This is a genomic window from Aquirufa antheringensis (assembly GCF_023921165.1).
Taxonomy (GTDB): Bacteria; Bacteroidota; Bacteroidia; order Cytophagales; family Spirosomataceae; genus Aquirufa; species Aquirufa antheringensis.
In genome coordinates this window covers 1,160,794-1,185,855 of record NZ_CP049835.1, presented here as the reverse complement: position 1 = coordinate 1,185,855, position 25,062 = coordinate 1,160,794, and the positions used below count along the sequence as shown (strand labels likewise).

At 43.0% G+C, this 25,062-nt stretch carries 14 protein-coding genes; 1 reads left to right on the top strand and 13 read right to left on the bottom strand.

All coding sequences use genetic code 11. The annotated features are described in order from the left end of the window. Nucleotides 1-2 precede the first annotated feature (2 nt). From G9X63_RS05405 to G9X63_RS05350, 12 genes are all read right to left on the bottom strand, one after another. Nucleotides 3-2,288: an O-antigen ligase family protein gene (locus G9X63_RS05405; protein ID WP_252624812.1), complete on the bottom strand. Its 2,286-nt coding sequence runs from the start codon at nucleotides 2,286-2,288 to the stop codon at nucleotides 3-5. A gap of 99 nt (nucleotides 2,289-2,387) precedes the next feature. Beyond that, the gene (locus G9X63_RS05400; protein WP_252624811.1) at nucleotides 2,388-4,238 is read right to left on the bottom strand and encodes a hypothetical protein; all 1,851 of its coding nucleotides are present in this window, start codon (nucleotides 4,236-4,238) and stop codon (nucleotides 2,388-2,390) included. After that, nucleotides 4,235-5,776: a tail fiber domain-containing protein gene (locus tag G9X63_RS05395; RefSeq protein WP_252624810.1), complete on the bottom strand. Its 1,542-nt coding sequence runs from the start codon at nucleotides 5,774-5,776 to the stop codon at nucleotides 4,235-4,237. Before G9X63_RS05395 ends, G9X63_RS05400 begins: the two co-directional genes overlap by 4 nt. Before the next feature lie 9 nt (nucleotides 5,777-5,785). Beyond that, a complete protein-coding gene (locus G9X63_RS11090) occupies nucleotides 5,786-8,014 on the bottom strand; it encodes a fibrinogen-like YCDxxxxGGGW domain-containing protein (RefSeq protein WP_276532678.1) in 2,229 nt (742 codons plus the stop codon). After that, on the bottom strand, nucleotides 8,014-8,595 hold the full coding sequence (locus G9X63_RS05385) for a hypothetical protein (protein WP_252624809.1): 582 nt from the start codon (nucleotides 8,593-8,595) through the stop codon (nucleotides 8,014-8,016). Before G9X63_RS05385 ends, G9X63_RS11090 begins: the two co-directional genes overlap by 1 nt. After that, nucleotides 8,596-11,115: a LamG-like jellyroll fold domain-containing protein gene (locus G9X63_RS05380; RefSeq protein ID WP_252624808.1), complete on the bottom strand. Its 2,520-nt coding sequence runs from the start codon at nucleotides 11,113-11,115 to the stop codon at nucleotides 8,596-8,598. It lies immediately after the preceding gene. 1 nt (nucleotide 11,116) lies between these two features. Continuing rightward, on the bottom strand, nucleotides 11,117-11,776 hold the full coding sequence (locus G9X63_RS05375) for a hypothetical protein (protein ID WP_252624807.1): 660 nt from the start codon (nucleotides 11,774-11,776) through the stop codon (nucleotides 11,117-11,119). Next, nucleotides 11,766-13,088: a LamG-like jellyroll fold domain-containing protein gene (locus tag G9X63_RS05370; RefSeq protein ID WP_252624805.1), complete on the bottom strand. Its 1,323-nt coding sequence runs from the start codon at nucleotides 13,086-13,088 to the stop codon at nucleotides 11,766-11,768. Before G9X63_RS05370 ends, G9X63_RS05375 begins: the two co-directional genes overlap by 11 nt. Nucleotides 13,089-13,123: 35 nt before the next feature. Then, nucleotides 13,124-14,083: a hypothetical protein gene (locus tag G9X63_RS05365; RefSeq protein ID WP_252624803.1), complete on the bottom strand. Its 960-nt coding sequence runs from the start codon at nucleotides 14,081-14,083 to the stop codon at nucleotides 13,124-13,126. Nucleotide 14,084: 1 nt separating this feature from the next. Next, nucleotides 14,085-14,357 (bottom strand): hypothetical protein, encoded by a 273-nt coding sequence (locus G9X63_RS05360; protein WP_252624801.1) that lies wholly within the window; start codon nucleotides 14,355-14,357, stop codon nucleotides 14,085-14,087. Nucleotides 14,358-14,377: 20 nt separating this feature from the next. After that, nucleotides 14,378-21,772 carry a hypothetical protein gene (locus tag G9X63_RS05355; protein WP_252624799.1) on the bottom strand — a complete coding sequence of 2,465 codons (7,395 nt, stop codon included), beginning with the start codon at nucleotides 21,770-21,772 and terminating at the stop codon, nucleotides 14,378-14,380. Between the two features lie 10 nt (nucleotides 21,773-21,782). Beyond that, on the bottom strand, nucleotides 21,783-22,379 hold the full coding sequence (locus G9X63_RS05350; protein ID WP_252624798.1) for a hypothetical protein: 597 nt from the start codon (nucleotides 22,377-22,379) through the stop codon (nucleotides 21,783-21,785). A 206-nt stretch (nucleotides 22,380-22,585) separates the two neighbouring features. Between G9X63_RS05350 and G9X63_RS05345 the strand changes: the two genes are divergently transcribed. Beyond that, nucleotides 22,586-23,740 (top strand): helix-turn-helix domain-containing protein, encoded by a 1,155-nt coding sequence (locus G9X63_RS05345; RefSeq protein ID WP_252624795.1) that lies wholly within the window; start codon nucleotides 22,586-22,588, stop codon nucleotides 23,738-23,740. Between the two features lie 52 nt (nucleotides 23,741-23,792). On the opposite strand, the gene G9X63_RS05340 is transcribed toward G9X63_RS05345, so the two are convergent. Further along, entirely contained in the window at nucleotides 23,793-25,019 is a 1,227-nt protein-coding gene (locus tag G9X63_RS05340; RefSeq protein WP_252624793.1) for an OmpA family protein, read from the bottom strand. Nucleotides 25,020-25,062: the final 43 nt, after the last annotated feature.

Here is a 25,062-nt window from a genome sequence, read left to right as displayed (position 1 = left end):
AATTATTTTTTACAATGCTGCGCAATCGCTGCAGCTGCGTCTGGGTAGCCCTTTGCTTGTGATCTGTTAAAACTAGCACAGGCGTCTGCTTTCTTGCCAGTGGACAGCTGAGACATACCCGCAAAGTACGCCGATTTTCCGGTATTGTTTCCGGGGTGTTGTTCGGATTTGGCAAAATAGAACAAACTTTCTACGAATTTGCGACCCGCATAATAGCAGATTCCCACGTTTTCTAGATGGGAGAAGTTGCCAGGATCCAGTTGTGAAAGTTCCTTATAGATGGCAGCCGCTTGCACGTATTTCCCTTTCACAAATAGCGCATTCCCTTTAGCTGTTAAGCCTCGTAAATCGCGGTTGCCTCCGCGCAACATGTTCTTGGTCGGATTCAGAATCGCGGTGTCCGCTGGGAATTTCTTTAGCGTAGTTTCTAGTTGCGCCAGTAAGTTTTTGTCTGCCCCTTGCTTCACTTCAAACATGCCTAACAAATATTGATTCCACGTTAGTGCGTTGTCGTTATTTACGTCCAAAGAAACCTGCAACGCCCGCTTGATCTCGTTCGTATCCTTGAGTTTAGCCGACGTAAAAATCATATTCTTGTAATAACTAGACGCGCGTGGCCAGGCATCGAAGGCACGTTTGGCATAGAAATGAGCCGAGTCCATTTTGTTCAATGAGGCATATATGGAGGTGCGCAAGAAGTCGTTATAGTGCAAGAAAGGGTTGTCGTTTTCGCTCTCTTTCAATACGCGCAACGCGTCATCAAAACGTTTGTCCCGGATATAATAACGGGAAAGCATCGCCTTCATGGGTAAAGTAGACGAAGACAAGTTCGGAATATCCGGCAGTTTTTCGACCTCGATGGTGGCCATTTTAGGGTCTGCGTTTACTTCGCCCATCACGAATTTTTGGATCTTCAAGGACTCAAACGTTTCGTTCGCGATGTAGATCGCTGGGATTAAAAGAGCGGCTCCAGCAATGAGGTAGACGAAGGGTAGTGCGCGTAGGTTGTAGGAGGTTTTGTCCAAAGGAATCAACACCAACGCCGCCGCCAGCGACAGCATCGTTTGTATCGCCGTGCGCTCTGCCGGGAAGTTTAAAAGCGCATCCACGCCATAGCAGGTAACGGCTAAAAAGGCGATGATAACCATCAGTTCGTCACCCCGTTTTTGGTTTAAAAACTGAACCGTGTAATAGAGCAAAAGCAGGAACAATCCGGCGAAACAAAGTCCTCCTATTAAACCTAAATCCGCAAACATTTCAATGAAATCATTGTGCGCGTGATACGGCACAAATAACTCATTCGCCCTGTCGCGCTCGTACGGAATCGAGGCTAATTTCCAGTTGCCATAACCCGCACCTAAGACGGGATTGTGAAGTGCATAATCCGCCGCAGTTCCCCACAGGTGAATCCGTGAATTTTGTTCACTGGCGATATTGATGTCTCCGATACGCTTCGTTACCGTTCCATAACCGCCCGCATTTTCTTGCCCAGCCACCGCCAATTTCAAACGCATATTCGACGCGAAAATCGCTAAGACCGCTGGCAATAAAACGAAAAGAAGCGCCGGTTTTAAAGCCGCTCTTTTCTTCCAAATAAGTCCACTGAAAAACAACACTATGATCAACGCAAAACCCACATAGGTGGAACGCGTGTTCAACAAAAACAGGCCGAAAGTGCCAAGGAATAAGGCGAAGATGCCGGCGATTTTGCCCAGCCATTTGGCAGACATAATGATATACATCGCAAACGGAATCAATATCAACAGCGTCGCCGCCGTCACGTTCTTGTTTCCATGGTATTTATTCAAACCTAGAATAGCCGCGTCTAAATCCATCGTGCGCAAATTCGCGCTGAAACCCTTGATCACATAGATGGCATCAAAGAACAAAAAGGCCGTAATCGCATACGCGATCCCCGTAAAAAGAAACGCGCGATCTTGATTATAATAGAGAATCGAGAGATTCAAAAAGACGAAATAGGTCGTAATCAATCGGGCCAAAGTCACCAGCGTCTCCGTGGGATTAATCGCATACACATACGACCCAATCGCCCAAAAAACCAACAGCGAAAACACCCATGTAAACTTGTAAAAAAGCACCTGTTTGATCGCCTCTTCGTAGACTTTATAGCGTAGACCAATGAAGGCCACAATCCCTAAACTCAAGCTGCTCGAATACAACCACTGCGCACCCATCACATCCGATCCACCCATGTCTGGGATGAAGTAGACGGCGAGGTAGAGGACGCTGGCTATGATGGCGATGAAGGAGGAGAGGGTGGGTTTCATGGGGTAAATTTAGGGAATAATCATTTTACGCTAATGAAGTAGACATGCTTTTGTAATCTTTTGTGCTGAATTCTGTGGCTAGGCTTGAATCAATAAAAATTATAATGATTGGAATGTGAATGTGACACGCCAGCTGTTGTTCGAACCTACACCATAGTATCCACTGGAATAAGGAATAAGATATCCGATACCGGCAATACCCACATGAATAAGTCTAAATTGAGTACTACTATATGGCACTACATACAATAGTCCACCTTGAGAAAGGTTAGTGATACTACCAGTAGAAGAACTCAACCAAACACTTGGCCAAACCCAAGTACTTGTACCGACATTATCAGAAATGGCGGCTTGCCCAGCTAGAGAAGTGTTAAATTGTAAACCGTTAGGTAAAGTAAATAAATAATCGCCCGAACCATTATTAGCTCCAGTAGTACTTCCGGCTGAAAACGTAAGTTGACATTTCCATGTCTTTGACCCAATCTGTTTATAACTGTAATCATTTACAGCTGTAGTTCCAATAGTTGGAGCTGTTGTCGTCGCATTCCATCCTACACTTTGGATTGTACCAGCACTTGTCCAGTTAGGCTCTCTAAGACTTATCCATGAACTACCATTATAGTAATAAAAATCAGATGGAGCATCTGTCTGATAGATTAATAACCCAGTTGTTGGGCCTGATATAGCTGCTTTTTGAGCTGCAGTCATTCTAGGAATTAAAACACCTTTTGTTGTCGAACTAATATCTAAAATTGCTGAAGCATCAGGCGAAGAGGTACCTATTCCCACTTTTCCTGTTGTATTGGAAGTATTCGTACCAGAAAGTGTCCAAGGATTTATGATCGCTGATGATCCGATTTGTGTAATGTTAGCAGTTCCGGAGATAACAAGCTGTGTACCCCTAGTAGTACCTATTGTTCTTAACTTAACAGTTTGATTTGTTGTTGGAGTATAAATAAAATTTATAACAGGATTCGATCCATATCCTGAAGTAGAAGTAGTTGAAGCAGTTATAGTTTGCGTTCCCTCAATTAATAAAGCATTTGTAGTAGCATCTACAAAACCGTATTCGATATAACTTGCATCAATAGATGGTGTATTTGCTCTTACCTGAGCCTGAAATAAATATGTTTTATTTGCCGACAAGGAAAAAACACCTGTTGAAGTATTATAAGGAATAGTGCCGCCATTATTTGAGGTAAAAATTAAATCTTTGTTAACTCCCACAGCCGTTTGGTAAATAGTACTTACTGAAACGTAATCGACGCTTTGGCCTGTAACTGGCAAATTACCTGCTACTAATTTGTAATAGACGCGGTCGTAATCATTTGCATCTCTTAAACCACTTGGAAAGCTAACATAAGCATTATAATTAGTGTTAGCCAGTAAATTCACCTCTACTTTTCCATTAAACTCTACATGCTGATAGTTATTCGCCGTAATAACAGTATCAGCTCCTATTATTCCGTTACTTGTATTCCTTATTTGAAAATAAACGGAGAAAGGAACATTTGAAGCGAATCCAGTACTAGAAAAATCAAAAATATATCTTCCAGAAATAGGCACTTTAAAGGATTGTCCATTGGGGCTTACAATTCCTGTATTATAATCAACAAACTTTTTAGCATACAATTTGACCATATCCATAGCAGCTACCCCATTCCCCGCCGACGTAGCCGTCGCAATCGTTGCCCAGTTCGCTCCATTCCAAAAATAATAGCCCGCTTGCAATCCTACAGACCCTAGATTATACACCAAAAGTCCCTCCGCCGGAGAGGCAATTGTTGAAGCATCGGTCGTACTCGTTAAGGTGACACGCGGAGGCAAAAATCCTTTATTCGTGGAGTAAACGTCCAGCTTCGCTGAGGCATTGGGCGTGGTGGTGCCTATACCCGTTTGGGCAAAAAGACCGGTTGAAATAAATAGGAAAAGGAAAATTATTCGTATCATTTTAGCTTCAATTCTATGATTTTTAGATGGTTTTCTAAGTCTGCTTGTTTTTGCTGCATTGCCTTATTCAATTTTTCATTTTCAAGTTTTAGGCTATCCATTTGTTTACTTAATTCTTGAATAGCGCCTACACTTAGGGCGGTGATTTGGTCAAAATCGATTGCCCTGAAATCGTTTATTTTCTTTCCATAGATAAACACATTGTCTGTTGCTTCAGTCCATCCTTTAATAGTGAAAGTATGTGAATCGGTAATGGATTCAATCGTCAAAACTACTTCTTTTTTGCCCTGAGCAAAAAACTTGACTACATCCCCTTTGGCAAAATCATGAGGCTTTTCTGTCGAAATTTTCAATACATCCTCCTGAAAAGAAACAGACTTTGCTAAAGCAAATACAGACGGAATAAAGTCAGTAGATTGATTCACAAATTGATCATTTACGGCTTCAACCTCTTGCGCAATAAATCCTGTTTTGGTTTTACTTCCATTCGCTAATTGATCGATGTAGGCATAATTGACGACTTGAAGTTTATTCAATTCGCTTAAGGAATTTCCCGTATTCAATTTCAAAATATCCTTTTTGATTCTGACATCTGAAATGGCATTGAACTCAGGGCAACGGATTCTTTGATCAGCCATGATAGAATAATAGACATTTGTATTGGCCGTATAAGCCCCTTGCGCTTGATTTTGGTTTAAATAACCATAAACACTGACATATTGTGAAACGGAGGTGGCCACATGCAAAGGGGCAGACGGTGAAGTGGTACCAATTCCTACATTACCAGCATGGTAGACATTCCCATCTGATCGAAAGTAGTGATACAAGGTGGGGCTATATTCGCTACATCCACCATATAAACAGGAATTTCCATAGAAGGCAAACCGTTCGTTCCAATCATCGTTCAAATGAAGTTGTAATTCATTTAAATCCCCAATTTTAATTTTTCTTAAACGGTATGGATCAGAATCGTCTCCTCCATCTGTCCCCCTAAATTTAATTTCATTAACACTCATTGCACTTCGCACATCTAATCGATCTACAGGCGTGTTAGTCCCTAAGCCAACGCTGTTGTTCAAAAGAGTGTAACCAGTCCCACTAGGGTTTAAAATAATATTTTGATTAGTTCCACCTGCCGAGAAAGTAAGAGCCCCTGAGCCCGTAATAGAACCGGTCGTGGTTCCTGTTCCTCCATTCGCAACTGCGACCGTTCCAGTCACATTAGCCGCATTATCAGAGGGTATTGTCAAACGAATCCAAGCAGTTCCACTCCAATAATAGAAACCAGGGCTTACCTCTACATTTGAAATGGTATTATACACTAATAATCCTGCAGCAGAAGCTAGTGCGGTAGAACCAGATAATCCTGTTACGGGGGCAAATACACTCGTTGAAGTTAGTGCCACTCGTGGTGGTAAAAAACCTTTATTTGAAGAGGTAATATCTAGTTTTGCTGAAGCATTAGGCGTGGAAGTGCCAATACCTGTCTGAGCAAAAACACTCCCTGAGATCAAGAAGAGAAATAAAATCTTTTTCATATTATAAATTTAACGAACCCAATACCAAATGATACCGGGATTAGGACTTGCAGTTCCTCCAGTTCCAGGATCGCTAATCCAGGGGGAAGGTGAATAAGAGGCACTGCTAGAAACCAAAGTCCCCCACCAATTACCTGTTCCGTTTGATAGCGTTAAAAATCCATTTCCTGATCCAACAGTTGTACTTCTCCAGGGCATTCTTTCTGCCATTCCATTATTATCTGCAACGTAGCTCCAATTACCAAATTCCGTATTTAAGGTAACATTCGTTTGAGCATTGCTAGTACTCAGAAAACTATAATTCCCATTAGCAGTCCATATCCCCCCATGATTTTTTCTACTAGCAGCATCAATCATATATTGAAATCCAGTCGATGACTTTTTTATATAATCTGCCCAACCAACAATAGAATAATTTACAGAGGAAGTGCTAATTACTTCTGCATTGGTTGTGAATGGTATTTCTGTATTTAATGCGACTGAATTAGCATAGTTCCAACCAACATAAGACGAGTTTTTCAAAATCAACGTCCAACCTCCTCCATCGGTCGTCATGTCGGCATATATTTTTATAGGACTGCCACCATTGATATTGGCATTTTTAATCCAATAAAAGCCATCAGTGGAATTTGGATAATCTTGTTTGATCTGATAAGCACTTGTGGAAGCTGTAGTAGGACTTAAACCATCTTTCTCTGCATAGAATCTTGTACTACTCGAATTAAAATTATTGATTATTTCTTGTGGTGTCAGTTCTCTATTATAAATTTTAAAACTCGCGACATTTAAATTCAGTAGCCAATTAAGGTCATTTCTCCATGATGAAATTCTTCCAGCACCTGAATTAAAAGTAGCATTTGCAGTTAAAAAACTATAGCCAGAAATTTGTTGACTCAAAGATTGTAAAGATCCATTTATATAAATTTTATTACTAGCAAAAGATCCAGCTTTCATAACAAAAACCAAATGTCTCCAATTTTCTAAAATCCCTAAATAATCCACCTGACTTGAACTAATACCGTACAAGTCTGAATTACCTGTGTTGTATCCAATATTTCCATTTCTTGTCCAAACATCATATGAATCAAATCCAAAGTACATTCCTCCTCCAGGTGTTCTCAAAGAATTTGTCTTTACCCACATTTCAACAGTAATCACATTTGTACTACCAATATTAGCCGTAAAATCAGCATAACTAGAAGTTCCATTGAAAGCAATAGAGCCACCATTAGCTGAATTAAATGTCGTATTTGTCAATGTTACATGAGATTCATTTCCAGACAAATCGTTCCACGTGGTTCCCGTTCCACTATAGCTAGCAGGATTTCCGGCATCCAGATGTAAGACTAGACTTGAATTTGTTAAACACGTAATGGATACGCTTCCATCTCCAGTGGTATTAGGGATTCCAAAAGAATTATGGCCAGAGGTTGTTTTCGTAGAACCACCTGCTCCACCGCCTGTTGCCGAGCCACCTCCTGCTCCGCCACCACCACCATAAAATCCACCTCCTGCTCCTCCTCCACCATTCCAGGTGCTAACACCACCATCTGTGCCTCCAGTACCTCCACTTATACCAGATCCATTCCCTGGCCTTGTACCTGTCACAACATCAAATGGCTCCCCTCCTAAACCAGGTGCAGAAGTCGTTGCTGCGTAGCCATTTTGATATTTCCCATTCGTTACATAAGCTGAATTAACTGGTTGATTTCCATTGCTTGAAGTCCCATTTATATTATTACCTGCATTCCCTCCAGTATAATCACTACCAGTTGAAATTCCCGCCCCGCCTCCACCTCCTCCGGCAATTACTAAAGCGTTTGCATTTGCAGGACTTGAAGCAGTAAATACCCCAGATAAACCACCTCCAGCTCCACCATAATTAGTGCCGCTTCCACCATTGCCTCCAAAACCATATTTAGCCGTAGCTGATTGCCCAGGGAATCCACCTACAACAATGTATAAAATCTGTCCAGGAGTTACATTTAAGGTAGTAGTGATATTTGCTCCTGCACCACCTACTTGTCCTCTGGCACCTGTACCCCCTTTGGCCCCTATTGCATTCACTTGAATACTGGTGACCCGATTTGGTACTACAAATTGTTGGATTTCCCCTTTGTACGGAAATATATAGGTATTAGGGATCACCGGCTTACGTAGGGCCAGGTTTTTCACCATCAATTGCGCGGGCAAAGTGAAAGAAATGAGTACTAGAAAGGACGCGAAAATCTTTTTCATTAGTTCATGGTATCGCCAAAAACATAGCCAGACGTAGATGTGCTCATCACTAAACCTATGGCACTATTGATGGAACGACTCGTTAAGCCATTCGCAGAATTTAGGGTAAAACCAGAACCGGCTAATGTAATTGTACCTGACCCTGTTTGGATAAATTGGCATGAAAAACCGACGGGTAAGGTATTAGGAATTGTGACCGTAACGGCCGTAGAAGAGCTGATCAAAAACAATTTATTATTGTCCGCCGCAGTAACTGAAAAACTAGTCGTTTTACTCGCATCGATTACTAATCCTCCCGTTAATTGTATCCACGCTGTTCCGTTCCAATAATAATAGCCTGGAACGACATTATTTGGGGCAGTTCCTGCGGTAGCTGTGTTGTATATCAATAAGCCGGCTACAGGAGATGCGATTGTGGAAGCGTCAGCAGCCCCAGTTAAGGCGATGCGAGGAGGCAAAAAGCCTTTGTTTGTAGCATATACCTCTAACTTCGCGGAGGCTGCGGGCGCGGTGGTGCCTATACCGGTTTGGGCATAAACTCCAGATGACATGACTAAAAAAAGGAAGAGTAGTTTTTTCATTTATAAGCCATAATTAGATCTCAAAACCGTAAAATTTGTTTGTATTTCATCTGCATTTAAAGCCCTATTATAAACCCGCATGCTATAATAAGTGCCCGGACTTGCATCCGTAAATGAAGTACCTGCATTGCTATGCCTTGCACCAAAATAAAGGCCCGTGTTGCTTAAACCTCCAGAAGGCGCAGTGAATGTTCCTGTACTTACACTTACTCCGTCCTTATATAATGTATAATTAGTGCCGTTAGCGACAAAATCCCATATATGAATCGTATTTATTCCAGACACAGCAATATTAGCAAGCCCAGATGGACTTCCAAAATTCAAAGATGTGCTTGATGCTAAATAGGCAATAAATCCCTTGCTTGCATTCCATGATTCATTCCCCCAAAGGGTGGCCCAGAAGGTAGATGGATTCAGGGAACAGGCAACACTTACAGTAAATGAATTAGGCAAATTATACGGAATCGAAATGTATGATGTAGACGAAGTCGTATAGCCCCCTCCATTTGCAGAAGTATAAATGGGGGACCCATTTAAAGTTGCATTGTTCCCATTACCTGATGCATCAGTCCATGCGGTTCCAGAACTTGGAGGATTCATTAAGTTAGAAACAAGTCCATCCTGAACAAGACTAAACCTAATTTTAGTTGAATTGTAATTCTGAAAAATTTCAGCATCCGTCAATGCTTTATTGTAGATAGATGTAGTAGCTATTTTACCTTGCCAATAGCTTCCAGTAGGAGAGGTACTTGCTCCAGCTTCAGCTCCTAAAAGTATACTGTTAGACGCATAAGTTATTGTCTTATTAGCACTTCCATAATCTTCAGTATTAGCCAAAGATCCATCGATATACAACTTTGCATACCTCCCATCAAATGTTGTTACAAAATGATGCCAGCCTGAAAAACTACTCACTGATGCGGATGGAACTAAATATTTACCTCCAGCATAAATATAACTGTAAAAATTCCCGCTCCAAATATTATGAGAATACCCTCCCCCCTCAGTACAAGATAAAGAACATTTATAGTTTGTATTGGAAGTGCCTGCATTCCAATTGTCTGCACTTAACCATTGCTCAATTGATATGGCTGTAGTAGGCTTTAAACTAGCTGTATTGACTCTTGATGCATATTGATTCGTTCCATTAAATGTAAAAAAACCATACGGATTATAGATTGGTGTACCCACCAAAGTAAAATCCGACGCATTGGTCGTCATGTCTTTAAAGGTAGTTCCACTTCCCTGATAAGATTTAATATTAGCCGCATCCAAACGAAGCACTAAGCCATCTGAAACAAGGTTATTGGGTCTCACAAGTGCTCCTAAACGCATCGTCATATGATTAGTCCATGTAACTGGTATGACTTTAACAGCTTTAGTAAACAGATTGCTAGGGAAAAGTACACTCGCATCATCAGTAATAGAAGTACTAATAGGCTGATCACTTACGACCCGTGTCCAAGGAGCAGCACCGGTCAAGCTTGTTTCCACATGAACTTTAGTGACATATTGATTACCAGAAGACGCTCTAGGTTGAATCACCACCCCTTTTATATAAGCAGGTTCGTCATAATTCAACGCGATATACTGATTTGCATCCAATGTTTGTGCGGCCCAGCCTAGAGTTGAATTCAACCAGGGAGTGAAATGAGGTGCCGCAAATGCATCTGAAGTTCCTGTACTTCCCGTTGAATTATTCCAAGCACTTGAAACACTCCAGTATGTCGGACTTGTATTCGTTGATGGGCTATGTATGGTGTAATCAAACTCCGATTTTCTAGTTATGTATTCTTGTAAAATATCGTTATCGGTTAAGGGCAATTGATGTAATTTAAATTGGGCTAAATGAAAATTTCCATAGGCAGTCGTTCCCATATAAGTCGCCTCTGTAGCTCCAATCGCATAATTTTGGCTAGCAGACGGGGCTTCTCTTGCATAGGTTTGAGTGCCTTGCAAAGCCCCGTTTAAGTACCCCTTTACAGAGGAGCCATCGTAAACCATGGCGACATGATACCACTGATTTAGCGTAAGTAAACTAGATGTAACATAGGTTGAGCCTGGCCAAACCCTATACTTTACAAACCCATTTACAATTTCAATATTGGATGCGTGCCAGCCAGAACTGGGCGTTTGGGAATCCAACTCACTCAATACAACTCCATTCAAATTTGTAGGATAAATCCAAAAACTTATGGTAAAGCTATTTTGAACACTCGTATTGACCGATTTAAAATAGGTTTTAAGATTCGGTGTAACGACGTATTGATTCGTCCCATTAAGCGATATATATCCTAAAGAGTTAACAAAAATGGGGTTATTCAATAGGGTTGAATTTCCAGTAGCCGTTCCAGCAATGTTTGTTGCAGTAGAACTACCACGTGTATAACTTGCCGATTTGGAAAAATCATAATTCACGACCAAACTATTTTTAGGCAACACAGATTGCTGCACAGGTAGCGCCATTTGTGACCAAGCATTTATGGAGAATACTAATAAAAAGAATACTAGCTTTTTCATCTTAATTACTCATTTCGCCTGAAACGATGATCTTGTCACTACCTAAATGAATGATGCTGACAATGGAATATTGACTGGCAGATTTGGTAAAACTTCCTCTATTAAAGTAGGTTCCGGAAAAGGTCAGCTGGCCCGCCCCCATTTGGACCACTGTACAATTAAATCCAGTGGGCAATCCCGTGGGAATGGTTATCGTAATAGCCGTTGTGCTAGTGGATTGTAAAATTTTACCATTATCAGATGCGGTTAGAGGATAATTGGCTGAAATAGAAGCCACGTTAGCTGCAAATCCAGAAATCGTAGAGGTGCTTGTATTCCCTCCCGTCAACGTTCCTGTTGTTGAGACATTGCCAGTCGTAAAGGCAATGTCATTGCCTGTTTTCGTCCAGTCCGTATTTACTCGTAGCCAAGCAGGTGAGGCTGAAGTTCCTGTATTGACGTAGAATCCTGTGACGCCATCTGTTTGATAGATAAGTAAACCGTTTGCTGGCAGCGAAATAGCTGTTTTTTGAGCTGCCGTCATACGTGGAGCTAATAGACCTTTAGTGGTAGACGAAACATCCAGTTTTGCGGAGGCATCAGGCGTGGTGGTGCCTATGCCCGTTTGGGCGAGGCAGGAGATAGATGTCAATAAGGTAAAAACTAGTATTCTAATAACCATACCTGAGTTTTGTAATATTGAAATTTTGGATAACCTCTTCGTTAGTTAAGGCGCGATTATAAATTTGAACTGAACCCATGTACCCATTATAACCAAGTGATCCACCTGATCGTGCATCTCCCAGCCAAAGGGATGATTGTGTGTTGTTCGTTCTTCCCGCATTTGGTCTAACCGGTCCGTCTAAACTAGAATTCAGATACATTTGCAGGTTACCATTTTTCAATGTAAAACCGACTTGATACCAAGTATCAACACTAAGAGGGATACTTCCAAATACATTAAAACCATCCGTCAAATTTGTAAATAAATGCTGATTGAAACTTGTGCCATTTGGATAAATATCATAATGCAAATCCGAATAACCTCCCGTTCCTGCCGTATCTTGAAACCATTTACTCAAAAATATATTCCATCCATTTCTTAAGCTAGTTGGCTTCAGCCACAGAAAAATACTGATATCATTTACAGGAAAGTTTGCGGGTGCTTTACCAAAATCAATATAATCCTGATCTCCATCAAAATACCATATTCCTCCATTCGTTGAATTAAATGACGTGTTATTATAAATCGTGCCATTAGCATTCCCCTTCAAATCAAAAGAAGTAGATCCACCTCTAGGAAAGGAATAAAAATTACTTGGATCAATGTTCAACACCAGACCTGAAGGAAGAACCTCCTCACTACTTAATTCTTCCATATCCTGATACCAAACGGACCCACCTGTTTCAGAAGGTTTTTGCCAAAAAAGAAACATCACCTCTCCTCCAGCATTCTCCATCATCCTCGCTCGGAATTGGTATTTTTTACCTGCTGTCAAATTGATCGTTCCTGTATGTGTTCCAATGGCATCCGCACCATGTCCTCCGTAGTGACTAGCGACCACATTCCCATTTATATAGACATCGCAAGCGTCATCGCCTTCAATACTAAACTTATAGGTACCCGTTTGCTTTGGAATAAAATAACCAGAAATCACAATAGTGAAATAATCTCCTCCAAAACCTGCATAAGGAGTGGTCTTATTTATTGCTGTTTTTAATTCTTCCTGTCCATTGAAATTTAACACATTTGCACTTTTCTGCGTATTAGAATTTAATGTTCCCCGGGAGGAATTTAACTTAATTTCGCTAGCTGTTTGAAAGGTAGCGTAATTAGAAAAGAAACTATCAAATTCAGAGGCTGAATTAGGGAAAACAGCAGACGTACTCGTGCTGTAAAGTCGATAAAATAGTTTTTGATTTCCTTTTCCGCGATTGGACTCTAACGTTGAATAATAAGGGGACAAGAATTGCCCAAAAATTGGGCAACTCATCAATACAATTATTAAAAATAATACCCCTCTTTTCATTAATTGCTCATTTCGCCAGACACGATATAAACGCCCCCAACATAAAGTATTGTGGCGATAGCATATTGGCCGGCTGTTTTTGAAAAGCCATTTCGATTGTTAAACGTACCAGAAAAGGTAACTTGACTGGTACTTTGTTGCAAGACCATACAGTTAAACCCTTCTGGGATCCCGGAGGCTGGAAGTGTAAGTGTAATTCCTGCACTACATTTTAATATCATTCCATTATCCGAAACCGCGATGGACCTATTAACAGATTCTGTACTTGTGTTTGAAACAAATCCACTCAATTTAGAGCTTGCCGTATTACCTCCTGTTAAACTTCCTGTTACCGATGTAGAACCATTTTTATCTATCCTTACTCTTTCCACACCTGCGGTTTTGATAACAATATTGTTATCCATATCAGCCTGATTCGAAAACCCGGAAATGTCAATGGAAGATTGAGTATTTGCATTTGTACCCCCTCCTGCGGATAACCTTAAGAAACCATCATCTCCACCATCTCTTTGGGTTATTCCAGATTCACTTCCAACTCCTCTTATTTCATAGTTTCCAATGGTAGAAGTGTTAATCGCTGGCCTGGTGGAACTATTACTAAACCCACCATGAATACGAATACCACCACCCATCAGGTTCAGCTTAGCCGTAGGGTTAGTCGTTCCTATTCCCACATTTCCTCCTATTGGATTTAAGGACAAATTGTAGGTCGTCCCATAGGCTGATTTTGATCTGGCCTGTAGCCAAGAAAAAGTGGATGTTGAACTAAGGCCAAAGTCTAACACATGTGTCCCAACACTAGGGCCAATTCTTAAATTTCCATTCGCATTTAACCCTGTCGATGCTGGATCCGCCGTAGTTGTGACTACTTCGAACTTATTTACGGGCGTAGTTGTCCCTATCCCCGTTTGGGCAAAGGAATAAAACGATACCATTAAAAGGAAAACTACTTTTTTCACCCTATTTCTTTTTAGATGGCGCTGCTGCAGGAGCCGCTACCATACTGTCCAAACGTGCTGTGCGCGCCATGTCTTTTTGTAAACTATCGATCGAAGCGATGATGAATTTCACTTGCGAGTGGGGTAAGTTGCTTTGGTCCGCAATCGCCTTAATGGAATTCAAATTATTCCAGTGGTAATTCACCGTCGGTTCCGCGATGCGCATCGAGATGAATTTATCAGCGGCGAAAGAGAATAAGGCCAAAGTTCCGGCGAGTAGTAAGATGTTTTTCATGTTATGTTGTTTGTTTTATGTTAGAACAATCCTCTAAATGCAATCCAGTTTGCTCCATCTGAAATAACTCTTATCCAGTTATTAGAAGGTTCTATTCCAATAGTTGCAGTTGAAGTAGTCGCTGTGGAATTATCTTGAATGATATATTGAGAACTTGTTGTAGCAATGGCAACTGAGTATGCGCTTACATTTTTAATAGTAAACTCTTTCCCAGCACATCCTACCGCAGTAGGTAAGGTGAAAGTTAGGCCGGTTGCGGCTGCGGTTCCCATAATGATATAATTATCATTCAAAGTCAGCGTATAATTCGCTGTTTTAGAGGCTAATGTTGTCACACCCGTCTGCCAAGTAGCATTTCCACTTGCATCCGAAGTCAAGACTTTACCAGCTGCTGCCCCCGTTGTAATAGCGACCGTACTTGTAAAGGTTGCTGCTCCTGCAATCGTAGTTGCTCCACCTAGACGAGTGGTTCCGTTTACGTCCAAGGTGGTAGATGGAGTTGCCGTTCCAATACCCACGTTACCAGCATTAGTGATACGCATTCTTTCATTGAAGAATGGGGTTGAATTTTTACCCGTACTGAAAATGATAGATTTTGTTTGATTTGCATTTGCTATATGCATATCCTGGCCACTACCAATGTAAGTGACGTCATTCGCAGCCCCGATATTGTACAAAGCTGGGAAATTGAACGCACTATTATTAATACCCATCCAAGCAAATCCAGTTGTAGTTGTTCCGTTGTCAGCTGTTGCAGCATAACCGCTTTGTGCTTTTGTCCCTGTATTATTAGTATTTTGAACGTTCACTTGGAAGAAATCATCAATGCTTCCTGTTAAGTTCATCCCCGTTACATTCGTGGTTGTTCCAGCGGCTACATCTAATAAACTTCCAGGAGAAGTGGTCCCAATACCTATTTTACCATCACTTCCAATTCGCAATTTCTCCGTAGGGACGGTAGCACCTGTATTTCGCGTTAAAAATAATATGTTGGAGGTCCAATTTCCTGAATTCGATCCTGTCGAAACTAAATTAGTGCTTCCGTTATTTTGGTGTATAACAAAACCATTTTTATCAGCATAATTTGTATTATCATAAGCGGTAGAGGTTCCTGCTACTAACAAATCACCTCCATTCACCTCTAATTTTGAAACAGGTGTAGTTGTTCCTATTCCAACATTTGCATTATTTAAAATTCTCATTGCCTCCGTTGCTCCATTATTACCCACTTTAAATATATGATCCGCTCCTGCTGCTCCTACACCAGAGGTTGTCTTATATGTTAAAGATTGCGTAGTTCCAGAACCACCAGTTATAGATGGAGAAACTAAACTTGTGACTGTAGTGGCCCCCGCTATTAAAGTAGAAGAAAAAGTCCCTGTGGCCGCACTTAAGTTACCCGTTAAGCTAAGCGACGTTCCTGTCGCTGCTCCTATATTTGGAGTTACTAATGTAGGACTCGTATTCAAAACTAAGCTTCCACTACCTGTCGATGTCGTTACGCCTGTTCCTCCGTGTGCCACATCAATGGTGGTTGCACTCCATATACCCGCAGTAATGGTTCCCACTGAAGTTAAACTAGACCCAGTCACACTAGACTTCAAAGTAGTTCCTGATAAGGTTCCTGCATCCGCTATGATTGCAGCAGATCCTGCGGCGGTTAGACGGCCTTTGGCATCCACCGTAAAGGTAGGAATAGCCGTAGTGGAGCCGAAAGATCCAGCTGTAACACCCGAAGCAGCTAAAGTAGAAGTAAATGTTCCCGTTCCAGTTCCCGTTACATCGCCCGTCAAGGTAATCGTTTGATCACCCGTATTTGATCCACTCAAGGTTGCAATCCCTAACTTAGTCTTAATCGTACTGGCCGTTTCATCCCCCGTATTTATACCAGAAGTATTTGATAAAACTCCAGATTGAGCATCAGTAACATATCTTTTGTCTGAACTAGACGCAATATCAGCCGTTGTTGCATCTGCGCCTGCCGTTACAAGACCAAAAGCATCGTACGTGATTTTCGTTTTAGTAGCAGCAGTGATGGCTGCATTTGGCGCGATGAAACTAGTTCCTGCCGTTAATGGTGCTTGGTAATCTGTACCCGCCACGGCAGCACTTACTACTCCACTTCCGTTCGCTTTTAATAATCCATTTATGGATCCGGCTCCACCCACATTGCTTCCAATCACGGTTGCACTCCAAGTTCCTTGCGTGATTGTTCCAACGGCAGTCAAACTCGAACCAGTCACAGTTGAATTCAAAGTAGTACCTGATAAGGTTCCGGCATCCGCAATGATCGAAGCAGATCCGGCGGCGGTTAGACGGCCTTTACTATCCACCGTAAACGTAGGGATAGCCGTAGTCGAGCCGAAAGATCCAGCGGTAACTGTTGTATTAGTTAATGTAGCGGCGGCAGTTACATCACCAGAACCATTAAACGCTGGACTGGTATAAGTTACATCTCCCGTTAAGGCGATGGTTCTCCCCGTGGTTAATGTAGCCGCGCTTCCCGTTGTATTTTGATTCCAAGTAGGGACCGTTCCTGTTAATAAAGAATACGGAATTGCTCCTGATGTCAAAGTTCCCACACCAGTCAAGCTCGAGGTCACCACATTGCTCGCAAGCGTCGTGCCACTTAATGTATTCGCATCCGCCGCAATCGTAATATTGGCACTGCCATCAAAACTCACCCCATTAATGGTGCGAGAAGTTGCTAATTTCGTTGCCGTGCTCGCATTACCGGTTAAAGCTCCGGTGAAATCTGTGGAACTAACAGAAACTAATCCTGTCACCGAAGTCACCGTTCCTCCTAAAGTCATCGTAGTCGAACCTAAAGTCGTCGTACTTGTCGCCAATTGACCTACAGTTATTCCCGCCGTTGAACTTAAATTCGAAGTAGTTAAGCCTGTTGCAGAAATCGTTCCAGAGGCAATTGAAATTCCAGATCCCGCTGTTAGTGGCGCTTGTACATTTGTACCTATTACCAAGCCTAAATTTGCTCTAGCATCTGCGGCGGTGGTGGCGCCGGTACCTCCTTTGGCAATATCAATTGTAGACGCACTCCAAATACCACTCGTAATCGTTCCCACGCTCGTTAAGCTCGAGTTTACCACATTACTCGCAAGCGTTGTGCCTGATAATTTTCCTGCATTTGCCGTTCCCGATAAAGTACCCGTAAGCGTGTTCGCCTCTAAACTGGTTAAGCCGGTCACCGAAGTTACCGTTCCGCCCAATGTAATGGTTGTCGAACCTAAAATCGTCGTACTGTTCGCTAATTGTCCGTTTGTAATCCCTGCGTTCGCGGCGATATCGCCACTAACAATAGTGGCATCTGCAATTTTTGCGGACGTGATCGAACCATCATTTACCCCAGCCGAAGCCACGCGGGTGTCCACGTAGTCTTTGATTAGTTTAACAGATGGATACTTATCAGTTGAATTCGCGTCAGCAGATAAGTCGGTACTTTTATTAGCGATTGCCTCCGCACCTAGGTTAATTAAGGCACCTGAAGCGGTTGTTGTTCCCGTTCCTCCGTTTGCCACTGAAATGGCCGTGCCACTCCAGGTTCCAGACGTGATTGTACCAGCGCCGTTAATGGTTAAGACGGGGGTGCCGGCGCCGTTTTGGAGAACGACCACATTGTCTGTATCCGCTGCGCTGCCGCGGCGAATGTCGAAGGCGCCGTTTGTGGAATTGGTGATGATTTGCGCACCGTTATTGTAGGATTGCTGGAGATCTGAAGTCACCGTACCGGAGGTGGCACCGATTGTTTCTCCAAACTTCGTCACATTGAAAAACTGGGCTTTCGCCGGATCAGATAAATTGGTTGCATCCTTGCGCACCGTCAAAATTCCAATCAAAATTCCGTAATCCTTGATGCCGGCATAAGTGCTAAACGATTCACTTTGAATCCCCGCGATAGCATTAGCGAAGGTGGTGTAATCCGTTTGGCCATATTGAACTCGAATCTTCCCGTTTTGTAATAAGAAAATGCGTTGGTTCGTGGCATGGGCCCCCGTTCCAGCTACCGTCGTCAACGTTCCCGCGTTATCGTATTTCGTAGGATCAATCAACGTCACATCTGTGTTTGCTCCGCCGATTTGCGTGCGGTATTGAAAAGTTACAGGCGTTTTAGCGGCAATAGCCAGGCTGGAAGGGGAATTAGGATTCGCCCCATATCCGATTCCTAGGCCAAACAGAGTCCCCGCCGTCGTATTGAAATTCAAATTCGCTCCATTCGCAATGGCCGTAAAACCATCGTTGACTAAACGAATAGGCTGCCAAACGTCGCGCAATTGGGATAGGGGACTTTGGAGTACATCCGGTTGAACATAATAACTAATAATATTCGTGTGATCTGGATGCCCTAATTTACCTAATAAGATATTTTGTCTTCTTTGCGTGGGCGTTAATTCCGTTCCACTCATTTGCAATGCCCCTGTAGGATCTAAATAAAGGTAGGTCATCGTATGGGAGGCCAAATAAGGAGTGCTTAAACCCGTAGCCCCCGCAAATTCCAGGTACTTCATCGAAGGATGCTCAATGTCTGTTGTGTTATCCACAATGTAGCCTTCCGCAGAGCCCACATTAAAGGTCGTGGCACCTGTCACCGTTATCCCCGTAAACGTGAAAACGCCCGTGGATAAATTCATTAATTGATTTCCGAGCAATTTATTGAATCCCACACTCACGTTATCCGTCGTAGAAATGACGCCATGGGCAGGCAAAAGATTCGCTAATTCCGTGCCTAAAACACGAGATTTCGTGAAATACTGGTTGTTTGTCAGCTCCGGAACCACATCAGTCGTTAAGGTTTGCCAAGTCTTGTCTCCCCGCCAATATTGCGCAGTAGGCGTTTGCGTACTCGCCGCAATAGCTGTTTCGAAATCCACTCCAGCCACGGCCGCACTAAACGCTCCGGTTCCATTCCCTTTCACTAAGCCGGTTAAACTAGTAGCCCCCGTTCCGCCGTGCGCCACATCAATCGTTGTGGCACTCCAGATTCCGGACGTGATCGTTCCCACCGTCGTTAAATTCGCTAAGGAGGTTAAAGAGGTATTCGTTGTAGCAGAAATGTTATTGGCCAAAGTCGCGGTGGATGCATTACCTGTCACATTACCTGTCACATTACCGGTCACATTACCTGTCAATGGGCCGCTAAATCCTGCCGCCGTAATCGTTCCGCTCGTATTCACCGCGGTCACGTTCGCGTTACCTAACTGAATTTTGTTGCTGGCATCTGCGATGGCTCCATATCCAATAGCGGTAGCGTTTGAAACACCCGCGGAGATATTTGTACTCGCTCCTAAAAGCGTATTTCGCGTTTCATTCGTAAAGGTAGAACCAGCTTCATTTCCGATGGCTACGTTTTCTGAAGCAGAAGTGGCTACTCTCATCGAGTTAACCCCCATGATAATGTTGTTCGCTGCCCCGTTTGCATTTGTTTCTAATGCGTTAGAACCTACCACAATATTGCGCGTTGAGTTTAAAGCGAGGTACATTGTATTTGTACCGATAGCAATGTTATTATCGCCCGTATTTTTCTGCAAAGCCTGGTATCCAATAGCCGTATTTCCACTGCTTGTTGTGTTATCTATTAAAGCAGCAAAACCGAGAGAGGTATTTGAAGAGCCTGAGGTTCCACTCATTTGGCCTTGAAATCCAATGGCAGTATTTCCTTCACCCGTGGTATTACTTCCTAACGCGGTATAACCAACAGCGGTATTTTGGATATTATTACTTGCTCCTTTACCGATTCTTACGCCGTTGAAGTAGCTATCTTCTGAAAAGGTTTTTTGGCCGGCGATAGTTTGAGCCGTCGTTAAATCCACAAAATTCTGAGTAGACGAACCCGTTCCCCCTTTCGTGATAGGAACAATACCTGTCAAAGTCGTCGCATCCGCCGTCACCGTAATATCAGCAGAGCCATCGAATGCCACACCATTGATATTTTTTGTTGCCGCTAGTTTTGTGGCTGCATCTGCCAAAGTTGCGGTCGTCGCATTACCCGTCAAAGCTCCCGTGAAGCCGGTAGCCGTAACAGAACTCAACCCGCTTAACGAAGTGGTCGTTCCACCCAAAGCAATGTTCGTCGTTCCCAAGGTCAGAGAGCTATTCGCTAATTGCGCGTTTGTGATACCTGCATTCGATGCGATGTCTGCACTGACGATAGTTGCATCTGCGATTTTAGCAGAGGTAATCGACCCGTCGCTCACCCCAGCTGCGGCCACGCGTGTATCCACGTAGTCTTTAATTAATTTCACGGAAGGGTATTTCTGAGTCGAATTTGCATCTGCACTAAGATCTGTACTTTTATTCGCCACGGCTTCCGCGCCTAGATTCGTTAAGGCACCAGAAGGCGTCGTTGCACCTGTTCCGCCGTTTGAGACAGCAAGCATTCCTGTTATATTCGCGGCATTACCTGTGATATTTCCAGTCACTTTCGATCCGGAAACGGAGGTGATTTTTGCATCAGTAACCGCCCCGTCTATGATTTTCGCGGTCGTTACTGAATTAGCAGCAATGGCCGGCGCATCTGCCGTTCCTGTTAAATCGCCCGCTAATTTGACTAAACCTTTTGTGGTTGCATCCGCATCTGGCGGGGTTACGCCCACGGGAATCGTGATGTTTGTGGTACCATCAAAAGCGATTCCGTTGATGGTGCGCGGGGTTTCTAGTGCCGTGGCTTTGGCCGCTAAATTAGCGCGATTTGCCTGTTGCGACTGCTGCGCCATGGCGGAGTTTCTGTTATCGATGTATTCCTTAATCGCCTTCACAGACGGGTATTTTACAGAGGAAGCAGAGTCCGCGATGATGTTCGTTGATTTGTTTGCTACAGATTCTTTAACGTCTAAGATGGCCAAAGTCGCCGTAGACACCGGCTTGTCCATATCCGCCGTGTTGTCCACATTGCCTATGCCTAAATTCGTTCGCGCAGCGATGGCATTCGTCGCACCCGTACCGCCCGAAGCGATCGGTAAAACGCCCGCTAATTTCACCGCTGTCTCTGCTAACAAGGAGTAAGGCGTGTAATTTAATTTCTGATTACTTACCTCGGTATAGCGACCCCCTTGGTCAAAACTCACGTTTGTGATGATGTTTTTTGTGACGCCATCCCAGCTCAAAGACGTAAACGTACCCGCTTTACCGGTATTGACACCACCGCCAATAATCAGGTTTACCAGACCGTATTCGTCTGTTTTAGTCTTGTGAAGTTCCTCGTATTGCAAGGTCGTGCCGGCATAGATTCCGAAGCGGATCCAGACTTCCTTACTCACATAGGGCTGCGCTGTCACGTCGGAACCCGGAATTTGAATCGGATTCGGATCAATGATCACGGCTTGATAGGAGATTCCTTTAGTCTGTGAAAAACCGACAAAAGAAATCAAAATGAATGCGATGAGTGTTATAATTTTCTTCATAAAACAAAGGCTATTTCGACTGAATTTTTAGGCCAAAGGAAATGGTGGTGGGCACAAAGTTGAGTGTAGAAGTACCAAACTGAATGGTGTCCAAATGCTGGTATTGCGTATACACATACAAGTTTGAATTCACTTTCTTCTCTAATTCTAAAGAGAATCCCACGAAATACCGAAGCCCTTTGAACTGCTCGTCTTCCGCTAAATCCTCGTAATGGTTTTGTAAGAACTGGTTGCCGTTGATCATTTTTTGGACCGCTCCTCTCGCTTTCAACATCAGCGTAAAATCGTTTCTGAATTCTAGCTTAGGACCAATGCCCCCGGAAAGACCCATGAAATCGGTTTGGTATGCAAATGGAATATTCTGCACATCCCCCACCGCGTTGTATTGTGAATAGGCTAGACCCAGGTCGTATTGGAAACGACGCGACATGGATTTCTCGTAACCTAGCGTCATGTTAAACCCGGAACTAGGTTTTAGGTAAGTAGGATTAATCCCCTGCGAATCCGTGTACACAAAGTTCGTGGTGTTCGCTCCTACGGATAAATTCCAGGTTTGAGCTGATGCTGAGCTCATTACGAACAATAAAAGAAGCGTGATTCTATTCATAATTTTCCTTGTAAAGGGCCGTTTAATGTGGCTTTGGCTATCTTTAACAAGTAAAATTCGTTTTAATAATGCGATTGTTCTTTATAGGATAAAACGGATTTAGTCCAAAATGTGCTTTTTTGGACTAATCCATGAAGGACATTTTCTTGGACAGAAAAAAATACTCTCAGATTTAAGTGCTAAATTGCGTTTCATTCATTGATTTAATGATACTATACGTCTCCCTGTTCTCTATCATCACCTCTGCGATTATCGCCATTTACAATTGGCGTATTAATCCGAACGCGTTACTATTAACAGGGATTTTCGGGATATTCTCCACGTATGGCTTAACCCATTATTTCACGGTTTACCACCACGACGATTTTTGGACAGCCATTTTCTATGGTAATCTCTCTCCATTCTGGTATTTACCAGGCCCGATGTTGTATGTGTATACGCGGAATACCATCACGGATAAAAGCCTATTTTCATCTAAAAAAGACTACCTGCATCTGTTGCCATTTCTCATTCAAGCGATCAACATTGCGCCCTATTTATTCAGCTCTTTCGAACATAAATTAGAAATTGCGCGACTGGTTAATGAAGACATCAATAATGTGAGAACCTTAGGAAGTGGATTTCTTATCCCGCCAAGCGTATCCTTTATAACACGCCCTAGCTTGGTGATTATCTATGCTGTTGCCAGCATTTTCCTTCTACAAAAATACCATCGAAGAGAGCGGAAAAACTTAGACGGGAACAAGCAAAATAAACTCGTCTATAACTGGTTATTTACACTCATTTTAGTCACATTTATCGTGGCGGTGAATTTCCTTGTAATGACGCTAGATCTATATGATGCGCCTGTTAACAGCGTCATTATGGAATCTGCGCCTACCTATAACATTTCTGGAATTGCCTACGCCTTACTTCCCCTCGTTTTAATCGTATTCTTTCCGCAAATATTGTATGGGATGCCTATCGCAACCTCGACTAAAAAGGCGCCTAAAATAACGACTCAGGAGGCTGATTCGGAGGATCCTTTGGCAGAAACCGCTCAACTCATCGTCGATTACATCAACAACGAAAAACCCTATTTATATCCCGATTTTGACATCGAAGATATCTCGGAAAAACTCGACATCCCGAAGCACCATATCATTTATTGCTTCACCATGATCCTGCAGAAAAAATTCACGGCCTACCGCTCCACAGTACGCATCGAACATGCAAAAGAGTTATTAAAAGCTGGTACGGCAGACACCCTGTCCATCGACGGAATAGGCGCCCAGTCTGGCTTCTCCTCGCGCTCTGGTTTCTATGCTACGTTTAAGGCGGAAACAGGCATGACGCCGAGTCAATATTTAGATACCCTTTAAAACAAAAAAGGCCTAGAGAATCCTCCAAGCCTTTCTGTATTTCTGCGTTAGTTTATTTTACTATTTTAATCTCTACTCTTCTATTTAATTTCTTGCCCGCTTGCGTTCTGTTGCTGTGCGCTGGTCGGCTCTCTCCGTAGTACGATGACTCGATTCTGCTCGCTTCGATACCGTTCTTTTGTAAGTATTTACGTACTCTTGCTGCCCGGTTTCTCGATACTTTCACGTTGTTCTTCTTCGTACCATAGTTATCCGTGTGGCCTTTCACAGTAATCTTAGCTGATGGATTTTGCTTTAACGCCTCTACCACCTCATCTGCTTGCGCTTTTGCTGCTGGCAAGATTACGGCTGAGTCATCATTGAAAATCAAGGTGCGGTCTTGAAGCAATTGCTCTTTCGCCTTTTGTTCTTCGGCTGCTTTGGTTTCTGCCGCTTGCTTGGCTTGTGCTTCTGCCTCAGCTTTTGCTTTTGCTTCAGCCTCATAACGCGCAGCTACTACTGCTTCGGCTTTTACCATCGCCTCTTTTTCTAACTTAGCCATCGCAGCCGCTTGTAAGGCGGGATCTATGCAACCATTGTTTGAAGCTGTTCCAAACACGCCCGGACATTGATCCAAACGATCCACCACGCCATCTCCATCCGTATCTACATCCACCGGGGCTGATACGGCTGTTGCTATTGGTTGTTCGCATCCTTTTCCAAAAGCAAACGATACCCCAAACGAGTTCAAGAAGTAGGAGCCTCGTACATCAAAGGCATTCGAGCCTAAGTGGCTTGTTTGGTAGAACGGAGATCCCATAGACACCTGGTACAACAAGCTCACTTGCTTAGTGATCGCTGCCTTTAAGCCTAAGCCTACTGAACCGATCACGTCCACGTTGTGATTGGTTTGTGTCGTGTTTTTTCTCGCTAATGCACTCGCCTCTAGGCTTGCAAAAGGAGTGAAGATTTTTGCCAAAGGCTTCGAAAGCGAATAACGCAATCCAAGGCCCGCACTTAAATACTTCATGTCCACTCCGCTCTTTACTGCATTGTAACTAGGCGAAGTTGTATAGCCTCCAAGGCCCGTTAATACAACTTCAATGTTTGACTTGAGTTGGTGGGTCACTTGCAATCCACCGTGTGAATACGTCGGGCGTATTCCCGCTTCGGTTGCGGTATTGGTTAACCACAGACTAGAGCTTCCACCTAAAACGCTAATGCTATTTTTATACGTTTGTGCTGTCAGGTTTGAAACCATGGCGCACATCACTAAAATTCCTACAACTACTTTTTTCATGTCTTACTTTTTCTTTTAATGCTATTATTTACTCTCTGCTTGC

Excerpts from the sequence above, each read along its gene's own strand:
- G9X63_RS05400 (WP_252624811.1), bottom strand. The coding sequence starts at position 4,238 with ATGATACGAATAATTTTCCTTTTCCTATTTATTTCAACCGGTCTTTTT.
- G9X63_RS05370 (WP_252624805.1), bottom strand. The coding sequence starts at position 13,088 with ATGAGTTGCCCAATTTTTGGGCAATTCTTGTCCCCTTATTATTCAACG.
- G9X63_RS05340 (WP_252624793.1), bottom strand. The coding sequence starts at position 25,019 with ATGAAAAAAGTAGTTGTAGGAATTTTAGTGATGTGCGCCATGGTTTCA.
- G9X63_RS05350 (WP_252624798.1), bottom strand. The coding sequence starts at position 22,379 with ATGAATAGAATCACGCTTCTTTTATTGTTCGTAATGAGCTCAGCATCA.
- G9X63_RS05385 (WP_252624809.1), bottom strand. The coding sequence starts at position 8,595 with ATGAAAAAACTACTCTTCCTTTTTTTAGTCATGTCATCTGGAGTTTAT.
- G9X63_RS05345 (WP_252624795.1), top strand. The coding sequence starts at position 22,586 with ATGATACTATACGTCTCCCTGTTCTCTATCATCACCTCTGCGATTATC.
- G9X63_RS05395 (WP_252624810.1), bottom strand. The coding sequence starts at position 5,776 with ATGAAAAAGATTTTATTTCTCTTCTTGATCTCAGGGAGTGTTTTTGCT.
- G9X63_RS05405 (WP_252624812.1), bottom strand. The coding sequence starts at position 2,288 with ATGAAACCCACCCTCTCCTCCTTCATCGCCATCATAGCCAGCGTCCTC.
- G9X63_RS05355 (WP_252624799.1), bottom strand. The coding sequence starts at position 21,772 with ATGAAGAAAATTATAACACTCATCGCATTCATTTTGATTTCTTTTGTC.
- G9X63_RS05375 (WP_252624807.1), bottom strand. The coding sequence starts at position 11,776 with ATGGTTATTAGAATACTAGTTTTTACCTTATTGACATCTATCTCCTGC.
- G9X63_RS05380 (WP_252624808.1), bottom strand. The coding sequence starts at position 11,115 with ATGAAAAAGCTAGTATTCTTTTTATTAGTATTCTCCATAAATGCTTGG.
- G9X63_RS05360 (WP_252624801.1), bottom strand. The coding sequence starts at position 14,357 with ATGAAAAACATCTTACTACTCGCCGGAACTTTGGCCTTATTCTCTTTC.
- G9X63_RS11090 (WP_276532678.1), bottom strand. The coding sequence starts at position 8,014 with ATGAAAAAGATTTTCGCGTCCTTTCTAGTACTCATTTCTTTCACTTTG.